The sequence below is a fragment of the Cyclobacteriaceae bacterium genome, from assembly GCA_025808415.1.
Taxonomy (GTDB): domain Bacteria; phylum Bacteroidota; class Bacteroidia; order Cytophagales; family Cyclobacteriaceae; genus UBA2336.
In genome coordinates, this window is the sequence record CP075525.1 from 262,603 (window position 1) to 280,477 (window position 17,875).

The 17,875-nt window shown below is 43.2% G+C and carries 17 protein-coding genes; 7 read left to right on the forward strand and 10 right to left on the reverse strand.

What is annotated here, in order from left to right:
- Positions 1–23: 23 nt before the first annotated feature.
- Positions 24–743, reverse strand: a complete 720-nt coding sequence (locus KIT51_01105; GenBank protein ID UYN86910.1) for a methyltransferase domain-containing protein — start codon at positions 741–743, stop codon at positions 24–26.
- On the reverse strand, positions 740–1,840 hold the full coding sequence (locus KIT51_01110; protein UYN86911.1) for a type III polyketide synthase: 1,101 nt from the start codon (positions 1,838–1,840) through the stop codon (positions 740–742). The genes KIT51_01105 and KIT51_01110 overlap by 4 nt, the downstream gene beginning before the upstream one ends.
- A gap of 225 nt (positions 1,841–2,065) precedes the next feature.
- Between KIT51_01110 and KIT51_01115 the strand changes: the two genes are divergently transcribed.
- Entirely contained in the window at positions 2,066–2,959 is an 894-nt protein-coding gene (locus KIT51_01115) for a UbiA prenyltransferase family protein (GenBank protein ID UYN86912.1), read from the forward strand.
- A 17-nt stretch (positions 2,960–2,976) separates the two neighbouring features.
- On the opposite strand, the gene KIT51_01120 is transcribed toward KIT51_01115, so the two are convergent.
- Positions 2,977–4,101 (reverse strand): NAD(P)/FAD-dependent oxidoreductase, encoded by a 1,125-nt coding sequence (locus KIT51_01120; GenBank protein ID UYN86913.1) that lies wholly within the window; start codon positions 4,099–4,101, stop codon positions 2,977–2,979.
- Between the two features lie 124 nt (positions 4,102–4,225).
- Between KIT51_01120 and KIT51_01125 the strand changes: the two genes are divergently transcribed.
- Positions 4,226–4,702 (forward strand): hypothetical protein, encoded by a 477-nt coding sequence (locus KIT51_01125; GenBank protein UYN86914.1) that lies wholly within the window; start codon positions 4,226–4,228, stop codon positions 4,700–4,702.
- On the opposite strand, the gene KIT51_01130 is transcribed toward KIT51_01125, so the two are convergent.
- Both KIT51_01130 and KIT51_01135 read right to left on the reverse strand, forming a co-directional pair.
- A complete protein-coding gene (locus KIT51_01130; protein ID UYN86915.1) occupies positions 4,699–5,934 on the reverse strand; it encodes an aspartyl protease family protein in 1,236 nt (411 codons plus the stop codon). The two genes, KIT51_01125 and KIT51_01130, sit on opposite strands and share 4 nt — an antisense overlap.
- A gap of 58 nt (positions 5,935–5,992) precedes the next feature.
- Complete coding sequence (locus KIT51_01135; protein UYN86916.1) at positions 5,993–6,526, reverse strand: TIGR00730 family Rossman fold protein; 534 nt, start codon at positions 6,524–6,526, stop codon at positions 5,993–5,995.
- A gap of 315 nt (positions 6,527–6,841) precedes the next feature.
- Here KIT51_01135 and KIT51_01140 point away from each other — a divergent pair, with 315 nt between their 5' ends.
- Entirely contained in the window at positions 6,842–7,348 is a 507-nt protein-coding gene (locus tag KIT51_01140; GenBank protein UYN88458.1) for a DUF2911 domain-containing protein, read from the forward strand.
- A gap of 42 nt (positions 7,349–7,390) precedes the next feature.
- Here KIT51_01140 and KIT51_01145 read toward each other — a convergent pair whose 3' ends face one another.
- Entirely contained in the window at positions 7,391–8,977 is a 1,587-nt protein-coding gene (locus KIT51_01145) for a PD40 domain-containing protein (GenBank protein UYN86917.1), read from the reverse strand.
- A gap of 120 nt (positions 8,978–9,097) precedes the next feature.
- Here KIT51_01145 and KIT51_01150 point away from each other — a divergent pair, with 120 nt between their 5' ends.
- A complete protein-coding gene (locus tag KIT51_01150; GenBank protein UYN86918.1) occupies positions 9,098–9,841 on the forward strand; it encodes a 1-(5-phosphoribosyl)-5-[(5-phosphoribosylamino)methylideneamino] imidazole-4-carboxamide isomerase in 744 nt (247 codons plus the stop codon).
- Positions 9,842–9,870: 29 nt separating this feature from the next.
- Here the strand turns inward: KIT51_01150 and KIT51_01155 are convergent, their stop codons facing one another.
- The 3 genes from KIT51_01155 to KIT51_01165 all read right to left on the reverse strand — a co-directional run bounded on the left by KIT51_01155 (position 9,871) and on the right by KIT51_01165 (position 13,269).
- Complete coding sequence (locus KIT51_01155; GenBank protein ID UYN86919.1) at positions 9,871–10,473, reverse strand: hypothetical protein; 603 nt, start codon at positions 10,471–10,473, stop codon at positions 9,871–9,873.
- Positions 10,474–10,485: 12 nt separating this feature from the next.
- Complete coding sequence (locus KIT51_01160) at positions 10,486–12,798, reverse strand: TonB-dependent receptor (GenBank protein UYN86920.1); 2,313 nt, start codon at positions 12,796–12,798, stop codon at positions 10,486–10,488.
- Between the two features lie 141 nt (positions 12,799–12,939).
- Positions 12,940–13,269 carry a hypothetical protein gene (locus KIT51_01165; protein ID UYN86921.1) on the reverse strand — a complete coding sequence of 110 codons (330 nt, stop codon included), beginning with the start codon at positions 13,267–13,269 and terminating at the stop codon, positions 12,940–12,942.
- A 143-nt stretch (positions 13,270–13,412) separates the two neighbouring features.
- Between KIT51_01165 and KIT51_01170 the strand changes: the two genes are divergently transcribed.
- The 3 genes from KIT51_01170 to KIT51_01180 are packed head-to-tail and all read left to right on the forward strand — an operon-like array spanning position 13,413 to position 17,672.
- Positions 13,413–13,745, forward strand: a complete 333-nt coding sequence (locus KIT51_01170; GenBank protein UYN86922.1) for a tRNA-binding protein — start codon at positions 13,413–13,415, stop codon at positions 13,743–13,745.
- Between the two features lie 2 nt (positions 13,746–13,747).
- On the forward strand, positions 13,748–16,180 hold the full coding sequence (locus KIT51_01175; protein ID UYN86923.1) for a bifunctional UDP-N-acetylmuramoyl-tripeptide:D-alanyl-D-alanine ligase/alanine racemase: 2,433 nt from the start codon (positions 13,748–13,750) through the stop codon (positions 16,178–16,180).
- A gap of 58 nt (positions 16,181–16,238) precedes the next feature.
- On the forward strand, positions 16,239–17,672 hold the full coding sequence (locus tag KIT51_01180) for a peptidase (protein ID UYN86924.1): 1,434 nt from the start codon (positions 16,239–16,241) through the stop codon (positions 17,670–17,672).
- Here the strand turns inward: KIT51_01180 and KIT51_01185 are convergent.
- On the reverse strand, positions 17,669–17,815 hold the full coding sequence (locus tag KIT51_01185; protein UYN86925.1) for a hypothetical protein: 147 nt from the start codon (positions 17,813–17,815) through the stop codon (positions 17,669–17,671). The genes KIT51_01180 and KIT51_01185 overlap by 4 nt on opposite strands.
- Between the last annotated feature and the right edge of the window lie 60 nt (positions 17,816–17,875).

A 17,875-nucleotide genomic window follows, 5' to 3' on the forward strand; every position in this document is an offset into this window, starting at 1 on the left:
AAAGTACGAAAATTGTGCCAAGCTTAAAGAGGGGGTTGCGAAGGAATAATGATTTGCCACCGGAAAGCCCACCTCCACCGTAGGGTATAGTTCAGTATACCTGCTTCACGAAGGATTTCCACCAGCTCATTTTTTCGAAACCCCCGAAGTACCGAAAGGGGGGCATCGTATTTAACCATAGCTGATTTGGAGAACAGGTTCGTCAGAAATTTGATGGAGTAGTACGCTAAAGGGTGCCGGTGCAAATCGTTAACCACAATACCAAGCCTGACCTGCCTCCTCAGTGTCCTGAAGATTTCAATTAGTTGATTGTTGGTAAAATGATGCAGGAATAGTGTAGCCATGATGATATCATACTTTTCCTGCTGAAAAGAGGCATCCAGAATATTGGCTGTTTTGAATGAAATAGCATTTATGTTCTCGCAATTTTTTTCAGCGTATGAAATAATATGAGGGTTTGCATCAATGCCAAGCAATTGCAAATCAATCTGGTGATCCTTAAGCTTGTTGTGAACGAGTTTTAACATCTCCCCACTACCGCACCCTAAGTCCGCAACAGTAAGTTTATGCGAGAATTCTTTTTTTGGAATTAAGTGATCAAGCCCACCTAACGTAACTTGATTTCCACCCAGCCATTTATTGATAAATTCAAGTTCACGCAGCGTCTGGTCGACTACTTCCCCGGAACATTCCAGGTCGTCCATAATTTCTTCTTTATCAGACCGGACTGAGAATAAACTCATTCGTGATGGATTGTTAACAACATGCTTTCCAATGTCAGGCCAGGCCCAAAGGCAAAGCTTAGCACAGACTTATTTTCGTCACCCTGTTTAAGTTGATCCAGAATATGCCGAAGTACGAATACCACTGTTGCTGAAGACATGTTGCCATGTGTGTTTAACACGGTATAGGCGGGCCTGTTTTGTTCACGGGTAATGCCGAGCTCTTGCTCAATCACCTCAAGAATTTTTTTACCGCCCGGGTGAATGGCAAAAAATGAAACCTGATTGATGGTTGTGCCAACCTTTGCGAGTAGTGAGCTTGTAAGCTTTTTGATTCCCGTTCGGATTACATCCGGCACGTAAGTTGACAGTTTCATTTCAAAGCCCAGGTTGCCAACACTCCAGGCCATGTGTTCTTTTCCGTTAAAGGCAAGGGCATTATGAAAAACATCCAATGAAAAATTCCATGCGGGGTCTGCCACAGGCTTTATCAACATGGCAGAGGCGCCATCGGCAAATAAAGCATTGGCCAGCATGTTATCTTCCGTAGCTTCCTTTTGAAAGTGTAGTGTGCACAACTCAACACAAACAATGAGAACAACGGCTTTGGTCTCACTAAGGCAAATTGCATTTGCTGTTTTCAGCGCATTAAAAGCGGCATAGCATCCCATAAAATTTATACAAGTTCGTTGCACATCTTCCCGAAGGTTGAGACTTTTTACTATATCAATATCAAGCCCCGGGGCGTACATGCCTGTGCAGCTCACCACAATCAGATGCGTCACATCTTGCAGTGTAGAGGTAGACTTAAGCAGGCAATTTTCTATGGCTTTAACACTTAGAGGCAATGCATGTTTGCGATATTCCAGCAAACGTTTTTCTGTTGATGGAAAGGGTTCAAAATCTTTTGTGTTAGGATAAAAACTGAAATCAGATTCCTTCCCGTAATCCTCCAATACAGAGTGACGGGTTTGGATGCCACTGTATTTAAAAATTGTTTTGAGCTTTCTCCTGTTAGCATAGTCTAACCTCATGGATTTTTCCATAAAGGCAGCAATGCTTTCCTGATCAAATCGATAGGGGGGAACGGCAATGCCAATGGAAGTAATAAAACTCATGCTATCAATAATAAAGCAAAAAAGAGTAATTTTAGTTTATTCGACTTAACATAATCTGATGATCCGCAAACATACCTAAATGTCATGCCGGCCATGGAGCCGGCATCTCATTGATGGTTTGGGATCGCGGGTCAAAATGCCCGCGATGACTATAAATGCAAGTTATTAGGTATGTTAGCGGATCACAATTTATCGATCTGACATAATTCAATTCGGTTCAATCATATGTTATCATTGTCGTCCTGGTTACACCTGCGCATTCCGTTTTCGTATTTTCTGCTTCCCGTTTTTTTATTCAGTGTGGGCATTTCTCCTAACCCAAATGGTGATCGTTTGTTATGGGTTTTTTTGATCATCCATCTTTTTCTTTACCCGGCCAGCAATGGTTTTAATAGTTATTTCGATAAGGATGAAAAAAGCATTGGCGGCCTGAAAAATCCACCTCCCGTTAAGAAAGGCCTTTATTACCTCGCATTGTTGTTTGACCTGGTGGCCATTGCATTAGCCTACTGGAAGATCAGTTTGCTGTTTGCCTTGATGATTTTCACCTATGGCTTGATTTCAAAAGCCTATAGTCATCCGGCTATCCGGTTAAAAAAGTATCCTGTTGGCGGCTGGATCACTACGGGAGTTTTCCAGGGCTTCTTCACGTTTGTAATGTGTTATGTGGGCATCAATGATTTTTCACTCGAAACGGTTTTGAAACCCCATGTTATAACTCCTGCATTGTTAACCACCCTCATGCTATTGGGAAATTATCCAATGACCCAGGTTTATCAACATGACGAGGATAAAAAGCGAGGGGACATCACGTTAAGCCTGAAGCTGGGTATTCGCGGAACGTTTTATTTCACAGCCCTGCTATTTACGTTTGCTGTTGCCGGGTTCCTCTACTATTTTAATCATTACTATCAGCCAAAATATACCTGGCCATTTCTTTTAGCCCTTGCACCGGTATTGTTGTTTTTCTTGTACTGGTTTTTAAGGGTGATGAAGGATGAAACCAGGGCTGATTATACACATACCATGTGGTTGAACTTTATCTCTGCAACCTGCCTCAATATTTTTTTCATCTGGTTTTTTCTTGATAGCAGTCATGTGTTGGATGCCTTTAAGTAGGCGAATAGTACTTGTTATCAAAACGTAACTCCATGTGTTTTTTTGATGATCTGATTTGCCAACCAGGTTGAATGCACCGCCAGGTTAACGGCCACGCGCGATGACCACGCACTGCCAAAAAGATAATTTTGAATGAGCCTACCGGTCCGTAATCGTGTTGCAAAAGTTGATGTCCAACGCTCAGCGTAAGCGGCTTCAAGCCATGCACGGGGGCGGTTTTCTGCTTTAGCTTCAATGATTAGATCGCTCACTATTTTCCCTGTGTGAATGGCCATGGCCATACCGTTGCCACACAACGGTGCAATCATGCCGGCCGCATCACCGGCCATGAGGATATGATTGAAAACAGGTTCTTTCGTTTCGAATGAAATCTCATTGATGGTTTCTGGTTTTTCAAAAAGAAATTCGGAGGAGTTAAAAATGGATTTCAGGGATGGATTTTGAAAAAGAACGGCCTCCTCCATTTCGCGAATGCCTTTAAATCGCTTTACCTGATCGCGATGAACGAGGTAGCAGAGATTGGTTTTTCTGTCTTCAATGTTGCTTATTCCACAATAGCCACCATTAAAATTGTGCAAGGCAATCAGATTAGCAGGGTGGTCTGTTTGGATGTGATATTTAACCCCAACATAGGGCGATCGTTTTTGAATAAAGCCCCGTTTTAATGCGGTGTCCATTCGCGATCGCTTTCCGAACGCACCGATGACCAATGATGTTGAAAATTCCTGCTGACTGGTCCTTACCGTAAAGCTATCTTCTCGGTCAAGAAAAGAAATTGAATCGACCTCTTGTTCAAGCACAAAATTTACGCCTGCCTGTAAGGCTTGTTGATACAGAAAGTGATCCAGGGTAAACCTGCTGATTCCGAAACCGCCTAAATCCAATGAAAGTTTTGTTGATTTTCCGCTTACCGAACTCAAGTGAAACTGATTTATAACGGGTGGTGAAAATGCTTCAGGAAAAAGTTCCTCGCGTTTAAGAAATGGCACGGTTTCGTTGGAGATGTATTCACCACACACGCGGTGAAACGGGTAACGTTTTTTTTCAATAAGGGTACAGTGGATACCGGCACGGACAAGCCGTATGGAGGCTATAAGCCCGGCCAAACCACCCCCTGCAACAACCACATCTTTACTAGACAAAATAAAATTTGCTTTTGGTTATACGGGTTAACACAATTCAATCAATAAGAGAAAGTTAATATAAAACGCCCCGCTAAACAGGTAACCTTTATAATTGATTTTATGTTTAAGAAAATAGTTGGCTATGGTAACTGACAAATCAAAATCCGAAAAGGTTCTCGAATCCATGAACATTTTGTTGGTAGGGAACAATCCTATTGAGCTAAGCTCAATATTGAATACAATTAAAGGCTTGCCGGGCAGGATAATCAGCACGGAAACTGCTTTTGATTTAACCAGCATTTGGCAACGCCTGATCAAATTCAAACCTAATTATATTTTAATCGATGATAACATCGGGTATCATGAACTTACCCGCACGGTAGGTGTGCTTTCTTCGAACCCTAAAACCCGCGAAATACCCATTACGGTTTTAAAAAATTCAAATTACACCGAATCAGCCTTCACCAATGACATTGCTGATTATTTGTTAAAACAAAACCTGACAACGGAATCATTGTACATTGCATTAAAGAACTCTTTGAAGTTTAAGCGCACCCGTGAATTCCTCAGCAGGGCCTATGCCAAAAGAAAACGAGAGTTGCTGAAGCTGGTTCGCTAAATCTGGTCTTCAAGCCGGAATTCAATAGACTTCATAGTGTTTCCCCGTCTTACCTCCAACCTCACTTTCCTTCCTGGCTTGGTGTTCAAAAATCCGTTGATTTGGTTTAGGTGAAGTTCTTTTACGAGCACACCGTTAATGCTGGCAATGAGGTCACCGCGTTGTACGCCTGCCCTGTCGGCAGCTGAGTTTGCCCGCACATCGGTGATTTCAAATACATTTAGCGATGATCCTTTGGCTTTTACATTGAGCCCGCTGAGGTTGAAGTAGAAAGCTTTTTTAAACTCACTGTTTTTTTTCAGGAAAATTTTTTCTTGCGGAAAATTAAACACTACAGTGAACCGGCTTAAAATTTCCCCGCCTAATGTTCCATTTCGGTCAACCCGAAAATATTTAAGCGTGTCAGTGAAGTAACTGTTTGAGTCGGGAAAGTTTGCCAACACCCCATGAATACTGAATTGCCCTAACTCAAGAGATTGGATGCGCCCCGTTTTCCCTACAATCTCCCCGCCAATGCCCCGTCCAATAATGTTGTGGACCGTTTTTTCGGGCAGGTGAATCCTGGGATCGGTTTCGGGTTCCAATAACAAGCCATGACTTGCACCGGTATCAACCAGAAGTTTTGCGTTTAGGGAGTGTTCGTTATTGATACTAATGGGTGCCAATAAATAAGGTTTTGTATCCTGTATGCGAATAGGGATCATTTCATACCGTTTGCCGGGTTTGAATTTGTCGGGCCCCATTAACGTCATGATTTTACGCTGGTAATCAATTTTGATGATAAACCTGCTGAAAAGCTCATAACCTAAAACACCATGAACATCGGTGCCAAGGTGATTGCGAAGCTCCAGGTAATCGTCATCAAGGACTAAAAGCGCATGGCCTTTTCCAATTACACCTGGAAGTGTTAGGGAGACATTATTGGCTACATAGGCATCAACAAGTTTTTCGCCACCCGGGCCTGACAGGGTGTACTTGCGGCTATACTGCAATTGTAAAATGTCGGCAAAGGCCTTTTGGGTAAGTATGGCTGTTCGTACCCCGGTGTCAACAATAAATTTCAGCGGGATTACATCGTTTAGAATCACCCGTACGACAATGAGGTTGTTATGGATTTCAATGGGTATTTGAACTTTACTTTTTCCATCAGCAATGTGAAACCCGAGATTTTGGTTTTGTGCCCCAAGAATGGCCGGAACCAAAAAAATGAGTAAACCAATAACACGGATCATATCAACCTCTCCTCAAACGAAAGTTAGGTAAATTTTATGGATGGTAAACTAACGAAGACTATGGGATAAGTAACGGCATAACCGCCCGGGGCGTTTCGGCCACACGAACAAACTGCATGTTGTCGTGCCTTAAAAATCCAGATGCGACCATATTATCCATCTGGTTCAGCAGGGCATTAAAAAAGCCATCAAGATTCAATAAAGCTATTGGCTGGTGAATAAGGCCGAGTTGTTTCCAGGTCAATATCTCAGCGGTTTCATCAAGGGTGCCCCAGCCACCCGGCAATACCAGAAAGGCATCTGCCAGGTCGGCCATCCTGCGTTTTCGTTCATGCATGCTGGCCACTACTTCAAGTTGGGTAAGGCCGGTATGACCCACCTCTTTTTGCATTAAAAAATCTGGTATTATGCCAATAACCCGTCCTTTTTTCTCCAGCACAGCATCGGCCAATATGCCCATTAAACCAATGTTGCCACCGCCATAAATGAGGGTATAGCCTTGATGAGCCAACAAGAAACCCATTTCACGGGCAGCATCGGCATAAATAGTCTTGTTTCCTACGCCCGAACCGCAGAAAACACAGACGTTCATAAACGTAGAAGGGAGGGATTAAAACTTGTTATCGTGCTTGTTATCGCTCACCATTTTATTGGGGAATATCCATGGAGAGATGATGGCCAAAACAAATAGCGCAATTACTACGTAGAAAGGGGTCCAGGATGCATCCATAACAGTATATTTAATAAAGTGTAAAAATAAAGCCTATTCATGTAATTTTTACACTCAGAATTGAAATTTGTTTACCAGATTTAATGGTTGTTTTGCCGGCTAATTAAACACGTTAGTAATCCGTGCATGAAAAAATTTTTGATCTTTTTAGCGCTCGCCATAGTTCTTATTGTAGTAATGTGGTCGATCGTCAACGCCATAAGGCTCAGGCAAACCAAATCGTTCAGCCCTGAAGAAGTTGTCTCGTTTGCCGATGGCGATCTCCGTATAAAAGTATTCTATAATCGCCCTTATAAAAAGGGCAGGGAAATTTTTGGCGGACTTGTTCCCTATGGAAAAGTTTGGCGTACGGGTGCAAACGAAGCCACGGTATTTGAAACCAATAAGGTAATTACCTTGGAGGGTGGAAAGAAACTGATCCCCGGCAAGTATAGCTTTTGGACTGTGCCAGATTCATCTTCCTGGCAAATTATTTTTAATGCCCAACACGGCCAGTGGGGTGTTAACAGCAAAGGAGAGGCTAATCGCGACCCTGCCCTGGATGTGTTATCGATTAGTGCGCATGCTATTATTCAGGAGAATGAATTTGAGCAGTTTACTATCCAGTTCGAAAAAATGGGAGAAGAAGCCGAGATGGTGTTACTGTGGGACAAAACGGTGGTGGCCATACCATTTTCGTATTAGCAATCATCTCAATCTGTCGGCAGATTTCGGTAGCCTGCTAACCTAGTTTTTCTTTTTGGCCAAAATACTTACTCGTGTTTTTCGATTTTCCAGGACAGCTTCTGGCTTGATACTAACCCGATAGCTTAGCGAGTAACGATCAACACCAGATAGTACCAATTGATTGATAAGGGCCAAAGCTTGTTTTTCGGTTCTGTTGTTGTGGTAAGTTGCTTTTACGACCAAACTATCGCGCGAATAAAGTCGACCGAGTGAATCGATGTCGTCCAATTGAATGATCACGCTGTCAATAGCAATCTCGGTAAGATCAGGATTGGATTTGTATGAATCTTCCTGGTAACCCATCAAAGAAACTTGTAATTCGAAATTGAATTGAGGTGAACTTTTTATCAGCCTGGAAAGTCGTTGTATTTCAAAACCGATATCATCCGGCTCGGCACTAGTAGGCTTAAACTGGATGCCATCAAGTTCCAATACATCACCTATGGCAATAGGCTTTAATACAACGTTTGCTTTTTGAACAAGCGGACTCTCTTCAACAGTCATATCAAACATTTTCGAAAAAAAAGTAAAGTTGCTCTCTTCCGGATCGATGGAGAGCTCGTACTTGCTCCCTTGCGTCAGGTATAAAAAATAATTGCCTTCCTTGTCAGGTCTTCCGCTGAAAAAACGCTTGTGAGTGATGAGGTCTGTAACCGAAATATAGGCCGGTACAGGCATACCGCTTTGCCCCAAAATTTGCCCCTCAACTTTCATGACGGCACGGGGTCTCCATTGGGCCGGCACGAGGTATTCGAGTATTTCGCTTTTAAATTTTCCAGGGGCTTCTTTCAAGAGATATCGTCCGTTGGATATGGAACTCACAAACTGATCATCCTTTTCTGTGTTCACAAAGTCCATCGCTTCAGGCTGTGACCATACGCCCTTCTCAAGTCGTGAGATATAGAGGTCCATTCCACCCTTATTTGGTTTTGTGGTATTGGAAGAAAAAATCAACACGCTGCCATCGGCTGAAATACGAGGTGTTTGTGCGTTGCCGGTGTTAATATAATCCGGTAGTTCGGTGGGTTCTTCCCATCTTCCATTCGGTGCTTTTTTTGTTACCATAATTTTACAACGCTCGGCCTTTTGGGCATCCATTTTTTCACACCGCATAAAATACATGGTTGAGCCATCGGGCGTGAACGTGGGGGCACCTTCATGAAGTTTGGAGTTTATGGGCGCATACATATTTTGTAAATCGCCCCATGAGTTTCCTTTTAAATTTCCTGCCCAGATATCAAATCCGCCAACACCACCTGATTTGATAGAAGTAATATAAATGGTTTTGCCGTCTGCACTTAGGGTGTAGCCTTTAAGGAAGTTGAGTTTTGTATTAATGTGCTTTGGCAAAGCCACCGGGTCTTGCCAATCGGGTCCCACCTTTAAGGCATAGTAAACTGTGGGCACATTATCTTCTGCATAATCGGAGGTAAACAGCAGCGTACTTCCATCCAGGCTGATAAAAGGAGCAGAAACATTGATGGTCGGCCGGTTAATGTTTTGTGGCAGTTTTCGGATGGGTGCTTGTGCCCGGCAAGTAAAAGCGAGCGTTGTTAGCCCAAGAATGATTGCAGAAAACGTTTTCATACCTTAAAGGTAAAACTTATGATACAAAACCACGGCCAGATTTCCCGCCTTAATTGCATTCAAAGTGATGGTTTTTTACAGGGGATGTAATAATTTAGCCACTTAGATTTTCAGCAGAGCATGATTCAGGTCATACCATCCATTGCCATACGAAAAGGGCGCGTTGTCAGGATGCGCAAAGGTGACCCTACCAGTGAAAAGGCCTACGATGAAAACCCGCTGGACCTGTCGAAGCGGTTTGAAGATCACGGCATTGAAGTAATTCACCTGGTTGACCTTGATGGTGCCGAAAGAGGTTCACCGGTCAACTATCATATCATTGAGCAAATAGCGGGCTACACAGATTTAAAGATTGATTTTACCGGTGGTATTTCTACCGATGGCGACATCAGCAAAGCGTATGAAGCCGGGGCGGATTATATCACGGCATCGAGCATTGCAGTTACAAATCCTGATTTATTTGCCTCCTGGATTATTTCTTTTGGCCGTGAAAAGATGACGCTTGGCGCGGATGTTACTGATGTAAAAAGTATGAACCTGTTATTTCGCGGGTGGCAACGTAAATCAGAACTAACACTTTTTGACCACCTGGAATATTTTCATTCCCGTGGGCTGAAGTATGTAAAATCAACGGATGTGTCGCGTGATGGGGTGTTGGAAGGACCCAACTTTGAATTTTACCAAAGTATTCGCGACCGCTTTCCGGAGTTATGCGTGCTGGCCAGCGGTGGTATTCGCGGTGTGGATGATATTAAGCGCCTGAACGATATGGGAATTTTTGCCGTGATTTTTGGGAAGGCGTATTATGAAGGCATCCTTAAGTTGAAGGATCTTGAGCAATTCTTTGTAAAGAAGGAATCATAAAAAAGCCCCGGGTGTGCGGGGCTTTTTGTTTATTGAACTACTACATTAAAAGTTACCTCTATATCGGTGTCGCCACCTCCGGGGCAAGTACCATTCTTAACCCCAGGCTGATGACGCAACGTAATTTGAACTGTACCGCTTCCTGCAGTTGTTGTGGACCAGGTGGTTTTCAACCCAACGGGTAATGAACCTGAACTTAAGTAGTCGGCCTCTGTATCCGCATATGAAATAGTCATCCCGGAAACATTTTGCATAAAACAGAACAGGTGCTCATCGGCTTCCTCTTCTATCTCTTCGGTAATGTCTTCTGTTGGGCTTTTTGATTCATCGAGTAATTGGATGGTTGCTAAATAAGTTGTGTTCATGGCCAACAGGGCGGCAGGCGAGGTGCCAGGTGCAATGGGTGTGTAAGTAAATTGACCCTCCTCAGGCCCGCTGCCATCCGGATCATAAAATTTTAATGTTACCGGTGATCCTCCATCAGAAGTAAGGGTCACAATTAAGGTAGTAATCAACTCCTCCTCATTTGGTGGTTCGGGATCATCGCCACAACTTACCAGCAACAGTGTTGCAAGTAAAAAGGGGGCAACAAAAAACCGCGACAACCAACGCATCATTAAATTGTTTTTCATGTTCATGGTTAGTTAGTTATGTGAATGAAAATTGTAATTCAAACGGAGAATGAAAGTTCGGCCAACATCATCAGCAAAGTAGCGCAGCCGGTTCATGTAGTTTCGGTATCGAACATTTCCAAGGTTTTCACCAGCAATACTTAGGGATAGTTTATTTTCTTTTACCGGAACGTTGATTCCAAGTTCAACATTTACCAGTGTATAACCTTCGGGGGCCGGGGAAATATCATATACACGGCTGCCTGTGTAATCAGGGATATCTTTGGGATAAACCGTAATGGGGGCACGGTGTTGTTTCAGTACGGTTGGAATGCTTATGCTCACAAAGAAATCGTTCAGTCTACCAACATCGGTTGTATAGCTTAAGCCGTGCTCAAGCGAAATGGGTGGAATAAAAATCAACACATCGTTTCGCATTGCATCTTCGCCATACAGGTAGGCAAACTTGCCAGTATATTTTAATTTTTTGGTTGCATTCCAGTTTAATGAAACATCTGCACCGCGAAGTACAGCATCGGTCTGCTCATATTGCCAAACCGGGAAATAGCCCCGAATGGTTAACCGCGAATCAACCGGCCTTAGGAAAACATAATTACTAATAGCGTTTATGTAAACTGAAAAATCGGCAGATAATCGTTCACCACTAAGTTGCAAGGAGGTGATCCATTTGGTGCTCATCTCCTTTTTAACCTGCGTTGGATCGGTGATCAACTGCCCATTTACACGCATTAAACCTTCTTCAATGGCACCTGTTCCGTGGTGCAGCCCTTCACTATACAATTCACTTACATGAGGGGGACGTGAAGAAATTCCCAGGTGTGTGTTTAACCTGGCCTGCCGACTGATGTAGTATGTTGTTCCTAATGATCCTGACAAATAATGAAAATTGAAAGAAGGTTTTTCCAGTATGTTGTTAAACGTAAAAGCAAAAACATTCAGGTTCTGGTAATCATACCGGGCCCCAGCTTCAAACAACCAGTTTTGTCTTCTTATTTTTTCGACAAGAAATATTCCTGATGAAAACAACCGGTAGTCCGGAATTAACGGACGGATGCCTGTCTCACCGGTTTCGTTAATGTTTTGTTTGTAGGAAGCATTAATGCCGATACTTCCCGAGTGTTTGGGATGGTCGTGGTCAAGCAACACATCCAGTACATTGGAAAACAACTTCATGAACAGGGCAGGCCTGTCGCTACGTCCACCCCTGCGGATATCAAATTCTTTACGTTGATTGTACTGCCCACCGTACAATACCCTCAACTCGCCTACGCCTTTGATTTTCTGCAAAGCTTGTACTTTTAAAAGCTGGTGGTGTATTTTTTGTTTCGGATTGTTGATGTCGTAGGAGAAAGGCGCCACATACCATGGCGTTCCATTTTCAATAGATGTTTGAAGATCATTAAGGTTGCCTGAATGCGCTGCACGCAAAATCCCAATCGTTGAGTTGAAACTGCTGGTATAAATTTCCAGCGAGCGGTCATCTCCTTTATAGCCGATACTTCCTGAAAAATCAACTTCACGAACACCAGTATTTGATAGAACATAGCCCGGAGAGTTGAAATCACCACCGCGTTTTGATGTTGCCTGTAAACGCCAACTCCATGGGCTTGTTTTGCTTAATTCTCCCTCCACCATGCCCGATAAAAAGGCCATTCGGCTATTAGTCATAAACCCACTATTGATTTCACCGCCAAATGAATGCGCTTTATTATGCAGCGATGGCGGATTGATAATGATAACCCCTCCAATCGCATCAGCACCATAGCGTACGGCCTCAGCACCTTTCACCACGGTAATTTCAGAAGCAATGAACGGATCAATTTCAGGAGCATGTTCAATGCCCCATTGTTGGCCTTCCTGACGAATGCCGTTGTTAAGGATGAGTATGCGCTGACTGTGTAAACCGTGAATAACCGGTTTAAAAATGGCAGGACCTACCTGCAGTGCATTTACCCCTGCCAGTGTTTTAAGGCTTTCGCCAAGTGATTTTCCATGTTGGTGATCGAGATCGTGGGTGGTAAGCATGGCAGAAGTATTCGTAACTGTTGATGAAACTTGTTGCCCGGAAATTTCAATGCTTCTTAACTCGGTTACTTCTTCGCGAAGGGTAATGGAAACCTGAAGGTCTTTGCTCAGTTCAATCTTCGATTCGTAAGGCAGGAAGCCAACAAATTTTACCAAAAGTGTATGTGAGCCAGAGCAAACATTTTTAAACGAAAAAAATCCTTGTGCATCAGTAACACCTCCATTACCATTCAATAAAACTGTTGCTCCGGGCAGGGCATTTCCTTCGCTGTCGCGTACTATGCCCGCTAGTTTTAACATGCAGCTTTCCTGGCTTAATACCAGTTGTGAAAAACCCATCAGCAACAATATGGTACCTAATCGAATCAAAAACTATATGCAACAAAGTTGCAAATATAAAACATTAATAATAAAAAGAAGGGAGGATCTGAGCAGTAAGAATTAGTCGACAATATCGGAGAGCTTGAAACGCTCTAACAGGTAGTAGAGGAAGTTGAAGGAGAGAACTGAGCTATTCTCATCTGGTTTGGTCCTGCCTTCAGCTTTTTTTATTGAGGGTTTAGTAGAAACTGAATCTCGCTGGGCAACTATGGGCTTGCTGACTTTTAAGTCGGTTTCGGGCAAAACATCAGTAGCAGGGTCAAAACGGTGTTCCTTTGTTCCATTTCCAGCGTCTAAATCCGGTAAACGATCATCCTGGCCAAAGGCAGCAGCTGAGCAAAAAATGCCCAACAGAAATAGGAATGCGGCTAGGTTTTTACTGATTTTCATATCCCGGTCTTGTTCAAACGCAAAACTTTAGATTCTTGTTTCGAGAAAGGTAGAAATTTCGTTTGGTATCCGGTGGGATAATTAGACAAATCTTGGGTTTTAATAGATAGAAAGCTTGATTTGAACCCCTATTTTTAGCGCTTATGGCAATTAATTGGCAGGACTTTGAAAAAGTAGATTTACGGGCTGGCACCATCGTTAGGGCTGAGGAATTTCCACAAGCCCGAAAACCGGCATTTAGGCTGTGGGTCGATTTGGGTGCATTAGGCGTGAAGCAATCGAGCGCACAGGTTACTGCACTTTACAAAGCAGAGGACCTCATTGGCAAACAGGTAATTTGTGTGGTTAATTTTCCACCTAAACAGATCGGTAATTTCATGTCTGAAGTGCTGGTAACTGGTTTTCCGGATGAGGAAGGTAGAGTGGTTTTGAGTAGTATTGAGCGGGCAGTACCAAATGGAGCCCGATTATTCTGATTATGAATTTCCTGGAGTTGCCTTCTATAACCGGTGGCCAGGTGGTAAACCTGAGTGAGGACAGAACAATCAGCTATTTGTTGACCGACAGTCGAAAGCCGGTACTCCATGAGGGATCGTTGTTTGTTGCAATAACCGGAGAACGACATGACGGACACGATTACATCAGACAATTATACCAGCTGGGCGTAAGGCAATTCATTGTAGAGCGAAACTACCCCTGGCGAAATTTTCCGCAAGCCAATGCATTACAGGTGTCGTCATCTTTAGGTGCTTTACAGTTGATTGTGGCACACCATAGGGCACAGTTTTCAACCCCGGTTATAGGTATCACCGGAAGCAATGGAAAAACAATCATGAAGGAATGGCTCTTTCAATTGCTTGGCGCAGAGTACAACATTATCAAAAGCCCGGGAAGTTTTAATTCGCAACTTGGCGTGCCGCTTTCAGTTTGGCAAATGCAATCCCACCATCAGCTTGGCATTTTCGAGGCAGGCATTTCAAAGCCAGGGGAGATGGAAAAACTGGAGCGCATCATAAAACCTACCATAGGTGTATTTACGAATATAGGCTCGGCACATGACGAAAATTTTAGTAATGTCAAGGAGAAAATTGAAGAGAAACTAACATTATTCAGTCACGCTCAGCAGCTTATATATTGTGCTGATCACGAAGAAATTGATCAGGCAGTTAAAGCAAAAAAAATCAATGCTATTCCCTGGGGCCGTACATCTTCTGCGAACATCATTGTTACCAGGCATAACACGGCTTACTCATTTAAGTATGGCACAAGGGAATTACGTGTTCATTTTCCATTTACCGATGCTGCCTCCATTGAAAATGCATCGCACTGTGTGGCCATTATGCTTGTACTGCAGTACGATAACGCGACTATACAGCAACGGATTCAGTTGTTACGATCGGTACCCATGAGGCTTGAACTAAAACCAGGCATTAATCAATGCCAGGTAATTGACGACTCGTATAACAATGATCTGGCGGGGCTTCAAATGAGCCTTGATTTTTTAAAAAACCAAAATCAGAAAAATGGCAGAGTAGTTATTTTATCAGATATTCTTCAGTCGGGGCTGGCCGATGAAACGTTAGTAAAGCGAATTGCCGACCTGGTTCAGGTAGATCGTGTGGATCAATTTATTGGTATAGGCCCGGTATTATCGAAGTACCAGCATTTTTTTCAGGTGAGATCTATTTTTTTCACCACCACCGAAGAATTTCTAAGCCACATTGAAACACGTCACTTTCAACAGCAAGTGATTTTGGTGAAGGGAGCCCGTGCTTTTTCGTTCGAGAAAATTGTCAAGCGACTGGAGCGAAAGGTGCACGGAACAATAATGGAAGTTAACCTGAACGCCCTGGTTGATAACCTGAATTTCTTCCGATCGCGCATTAAGCCCGAAACAAAACTTATGGTAATGGTTAAAGCTTTTGCATACGGCAGCGGAAGTGTTGAAGTCGCCAATGTCCTGCAGTTCCACAATGTTGACTACCTGGGTGTGGCTTATGCTGATGAAGGCGTTGAACTAAGGCTGAACAACATTACCATGCCCATAATGGTTATGAACCCGTCACCGGAAGGGTTTCAATCGATGCTTCAGTATAACCTGGAGCCGGAAATCTATAGCACCAAAATCCTGAATGAGCTGATAGAATTTCTTCAGGGGCGCCCAATTGGGATGCACTTGAAATTAGATACCGGCATGCATCGGCTGGGTTTTGACGAAGATGACCTGGATAACCTAATTGAGGTACTAAGTAAAAATAAGTTCATCAAGGTGAACTCTGTTTTCAGTCACCTGGCGGGTTCGGACGATGCCGCACATGATGCCTTTTCGCACCAGCAGCACAATCGCTTTAAAACGATGGTAAAGAAAATCGAAGAAAGCCTTTCGATTTCCCCCTTACTACACTTATTGAACACACCGGGCATCATGCGCTTTCCTGAGTGGCAATTAAACATGGTGCGATTGGGTATTGGCTTGTACGGAGTAGACCCAACGGTTGGACAGGAAGGTAAGTTAAAACCAGTTCTCGCTTTAAAAACAATTATTTCGCAGATTAAAAACATTAAAAAGGGAGAAAGCGTTGGCTATGGACGAAGAGGTGTTGCTGATAAAGAAATGAAATTAGCCACCATTGCCATTGGGTATGCCGATGGGTTTAGCCGTGCATTTAGTCGTGGGGTGGGCAAAGTATTGGTGCAGGGTAAGCGCGCCCCGGTGGTTGGAAATGTTTGTATGGACATGACCATGATTGACGTTACCGGCACTACCGCCCGGGAAGGCGATGAGGTAATTATTTTTGGAAAGGACTTACCCGTGGAGGAACTGGCCACCAGCATTAATACCATTCCGTATGAAATCCTTACCAATACCAGCGAACGGGTTAAGCGGGTTTTCATAGCAGAGAGTATGTAGGTTACATTTTATGCAGCCATTGTATATGGGTTTATAAAATCGAATCGTTTAGTGAAGCATGAAAAGTTTAGTGAGTATGCGTAATTTTCTTTTTTCAGGATTTATCCTTCTAGCGCTGCTTGTACTACAAGCTTGCAAAGACAACGACCCGGCTGAAGCAAGTAAAGCGTATGTAAACCGGTGGATTTATGATAACATGGAATTCTGGTATTATTGGAACGCTCAAATTCCGGCCAACCCAAACCGAAACCTTGACCCTCCCGATTTTTTTGAATCCCTGCTTTCATCAGAAGATCGGTTTTCCTGGATACAAGATGACTATGAGGAGCTCATAAAATCTTTACAGGGTATTACCAAAGAGGCCGGCTATGAATACAAACTGTACAGAAAGCAAGGAACCAATGATGTGTTCATGCAGGTCATGTACGTTAAGCCAGGTTCTCCGGCTTCTATGGTTGATTTGCTTAGAGGTGATATTATTGAAAAGATTAACGGCACACAGTTAACGTTGAACAATTACCGGTCGGTACTTCAACAACTAGGTGAGAACCATACCATCGCTTACAAAAGGCATAACGGCACATCGTTTCAGGATAAAGGTAATCTTTCGCTCACCACCGTGGAGTTTTCCGAGAACCCTAATTTCTTTCATACAGTTTACACTATCGAAAGCAAAAAAATTGGGTATTACATCTATAACTTCTTTGCCAATGGTCCTTCAGGCACAAGTCAAAGTTTCAATAACGAGATGGATCAGGTCTTCAACACTTTTAAGTCGGAAGGGGTATCAGATTTGATTATTGATTTACGCTTCAATAGTGGGGGCTCAGAATCAGCCACGATAAACCTGGCCAGTTTGATTGGCAAGAACGTTGATACCAACAGTATTTTTACAAAGCGGGAATACAACGACCAGGTGGAGGATGCAATCATTAAAGAGCCTTCCCTCGGACCGGGTTTCCTGGTTTCAAAATTTATTTCAAAGCCTCAAAACATTGGCGCCCAGCTTGCAAAGGTTTATGTTCTTACGGGTTCGCGCACGGCTTCTGCAAGCGAGTTGCTGATTAATGGACTTAAGCCTTTTATGGAAGTAAAAATTGTTGGCGATACCACTGTTGGTAAAAACATGGGGTCGATTACCATAACCGATGACAACAACAGAAAAAACAAATGGGGCATGCAGCCGATTGTTGTAAGGTCGTACAACAGCCTTGATCAGTCAGACTATTCAACGGGCTTCAAGCCCGACATTGCCGATAAGGATAACGAGCTTGTATTGCTTCCGCTGGGCGATATTAATGAGCGGTTGCTCAACCTTGCGCTGGAAGACATTGTTGGTGGTTCGGTAGGAGGAAGAAATTCACGCATGGGTAGCGCGAAATTACCAAGCCCGATTTTTTATTCAATTGATGTTAAAGCAAGACAGCGGCTTATCCGTGAAGGTAATGACGAAAGGTTATTGCAACTTTTTAAGCCCCTGCAGGAATATTAACCGCACCCTAAATTTTTCTTTAAGTCGCGTTGGGGCAAGCCACCAAAATCAAATGGGTTGTCGGTTTCCTCCTCAGGTTTTTCTGCCTTTTTCTTCCGTGCCTTGGGTTTCTTTTTTGGGTTTTGCGGCTTTGAACGATTCATAATCAAATCTAAACAACCTGACAACAATCATTGCAACAGCTTGTTTTTGAGCATATCTTT

What these genes read in the sequence shown, in the direction of transcription:
- KIT51_01105 (UYN86910.1), bottom strand. Translation starts at nt 743, where the DNA reads ATGAGTTTATTCTCAGTCCGGTCTGATAAAGAAGAAATTATGGACGAC.
- KIT51_01110 (UYN86911.1), bottom strand. Translation starts at nt 1,840, where the DNA reads ATGAGTTTTATTACTTCCATTGGCATTGCCGTTCCCCCCTATCGATTT.
- KIT51_01115 (UYN86912.1), top strand. Translation starts at nt 2,066, where the DNA reads ATGTTATCATTGTCGTCCTGGTTACACCTGCGCATTCCGTTTTCGTAT.
- KIT51_01125 (UYN86914.1), top strand. Translation starts at nt 4,226, where the DNA reads ATGGTAACTGACAAATCAAAATCCGAAAAGGTTCTCGAATCCATGAAC.
- KIT51_01130 (UYN86915.1), bottom strand. Translation starts at nt 5,934, where the DNA reads ATGATCCGTGTTATTGGTTTACTCATTTTTTTGGTTCCGGCCATTCTT.
- KIT51_01135 (UYN86916.1), bottom strand. Translation starts at nt 6,526, where the DNA reads ATGAACGTCTGTGTTTTCTGCGGTTCGGGCGTAGGAAACAAGACTATT.
- KIT51_01140 (UYN88458.1), top strand. Translation starts at nt 6,842, where the DNA reads ATGTGGTCGATCGTCAACGCCATAAGGCTCAGGCAAACCAAATCGTTC.
- KIT51_01145 (UYN86917.1), bottom strand. Translation starts at nt 8,977, where the DNA reads ATGAAAACGTTTTCTGCAATCATTCTTGGGCTAACAACGCTCGCTTTT.
- KIT51_01150 (UYN86918.1), top strand. Translation starts at nt 9,098, where the DNA reads ATGATTCAGGTCATACCATCCATTGCCATACGAAAAGGGCGCGTTGTC.
- KIT51_01155 (UYN86919.1), bottom strand. Translation starts at nt 10,473, where the DNA reads ATGAAAAACAATTTAATGATGCGTTGGTTGTCGCGGTTTTTTGTTGCC.
- KIT51_01160 (UYN86920.1), bottom strand. Translation starts at nt 12,798, where the DNA reads ATGTTAAAACTAGCGGGCATAGTACGCGACAGCGAAGGAAATGCCCTG.
- KIT51_01165 (UYN86921.1), bottom strand. Translation starts at nt 13,269, where the DNA reads ATGAAAATCAGTAAAAACCTAGCCGCATTCCTATTTCTGTTGGGCATT.
- KIT51_01170 (UYN86922.1), top strand. Translation starts at nt 13,413, where the DNA reads ATGGCAATTAATTGGCAGGACTTTGAAAAAGTAGATTTACGGGCTGGC.
- KIT51_01175 (UYN86923.1), top strand. Translation starts at nt 13,748, where the DNA reads ATGAATTTCCTGGAGTTGCCTTCTATAACCGGTGGCCAGGTGGTAAAC.
- KIT51_01180 (UYN86924.1), top strand. Translation starts at nt 16,239, where the DNA reads ATGAAAAGTTTAGTGAGTATGCGTAATTTTCTTTTTTCAGGATTTATC.
- KIT51_01185 (UYN86925.1), bottom strand. Translation starts at nt 17,815, where the DNA reads ATGAATCGTTCAAAGCCGCAAAACCCAAAAAAGAAACCCAAGGCACGG.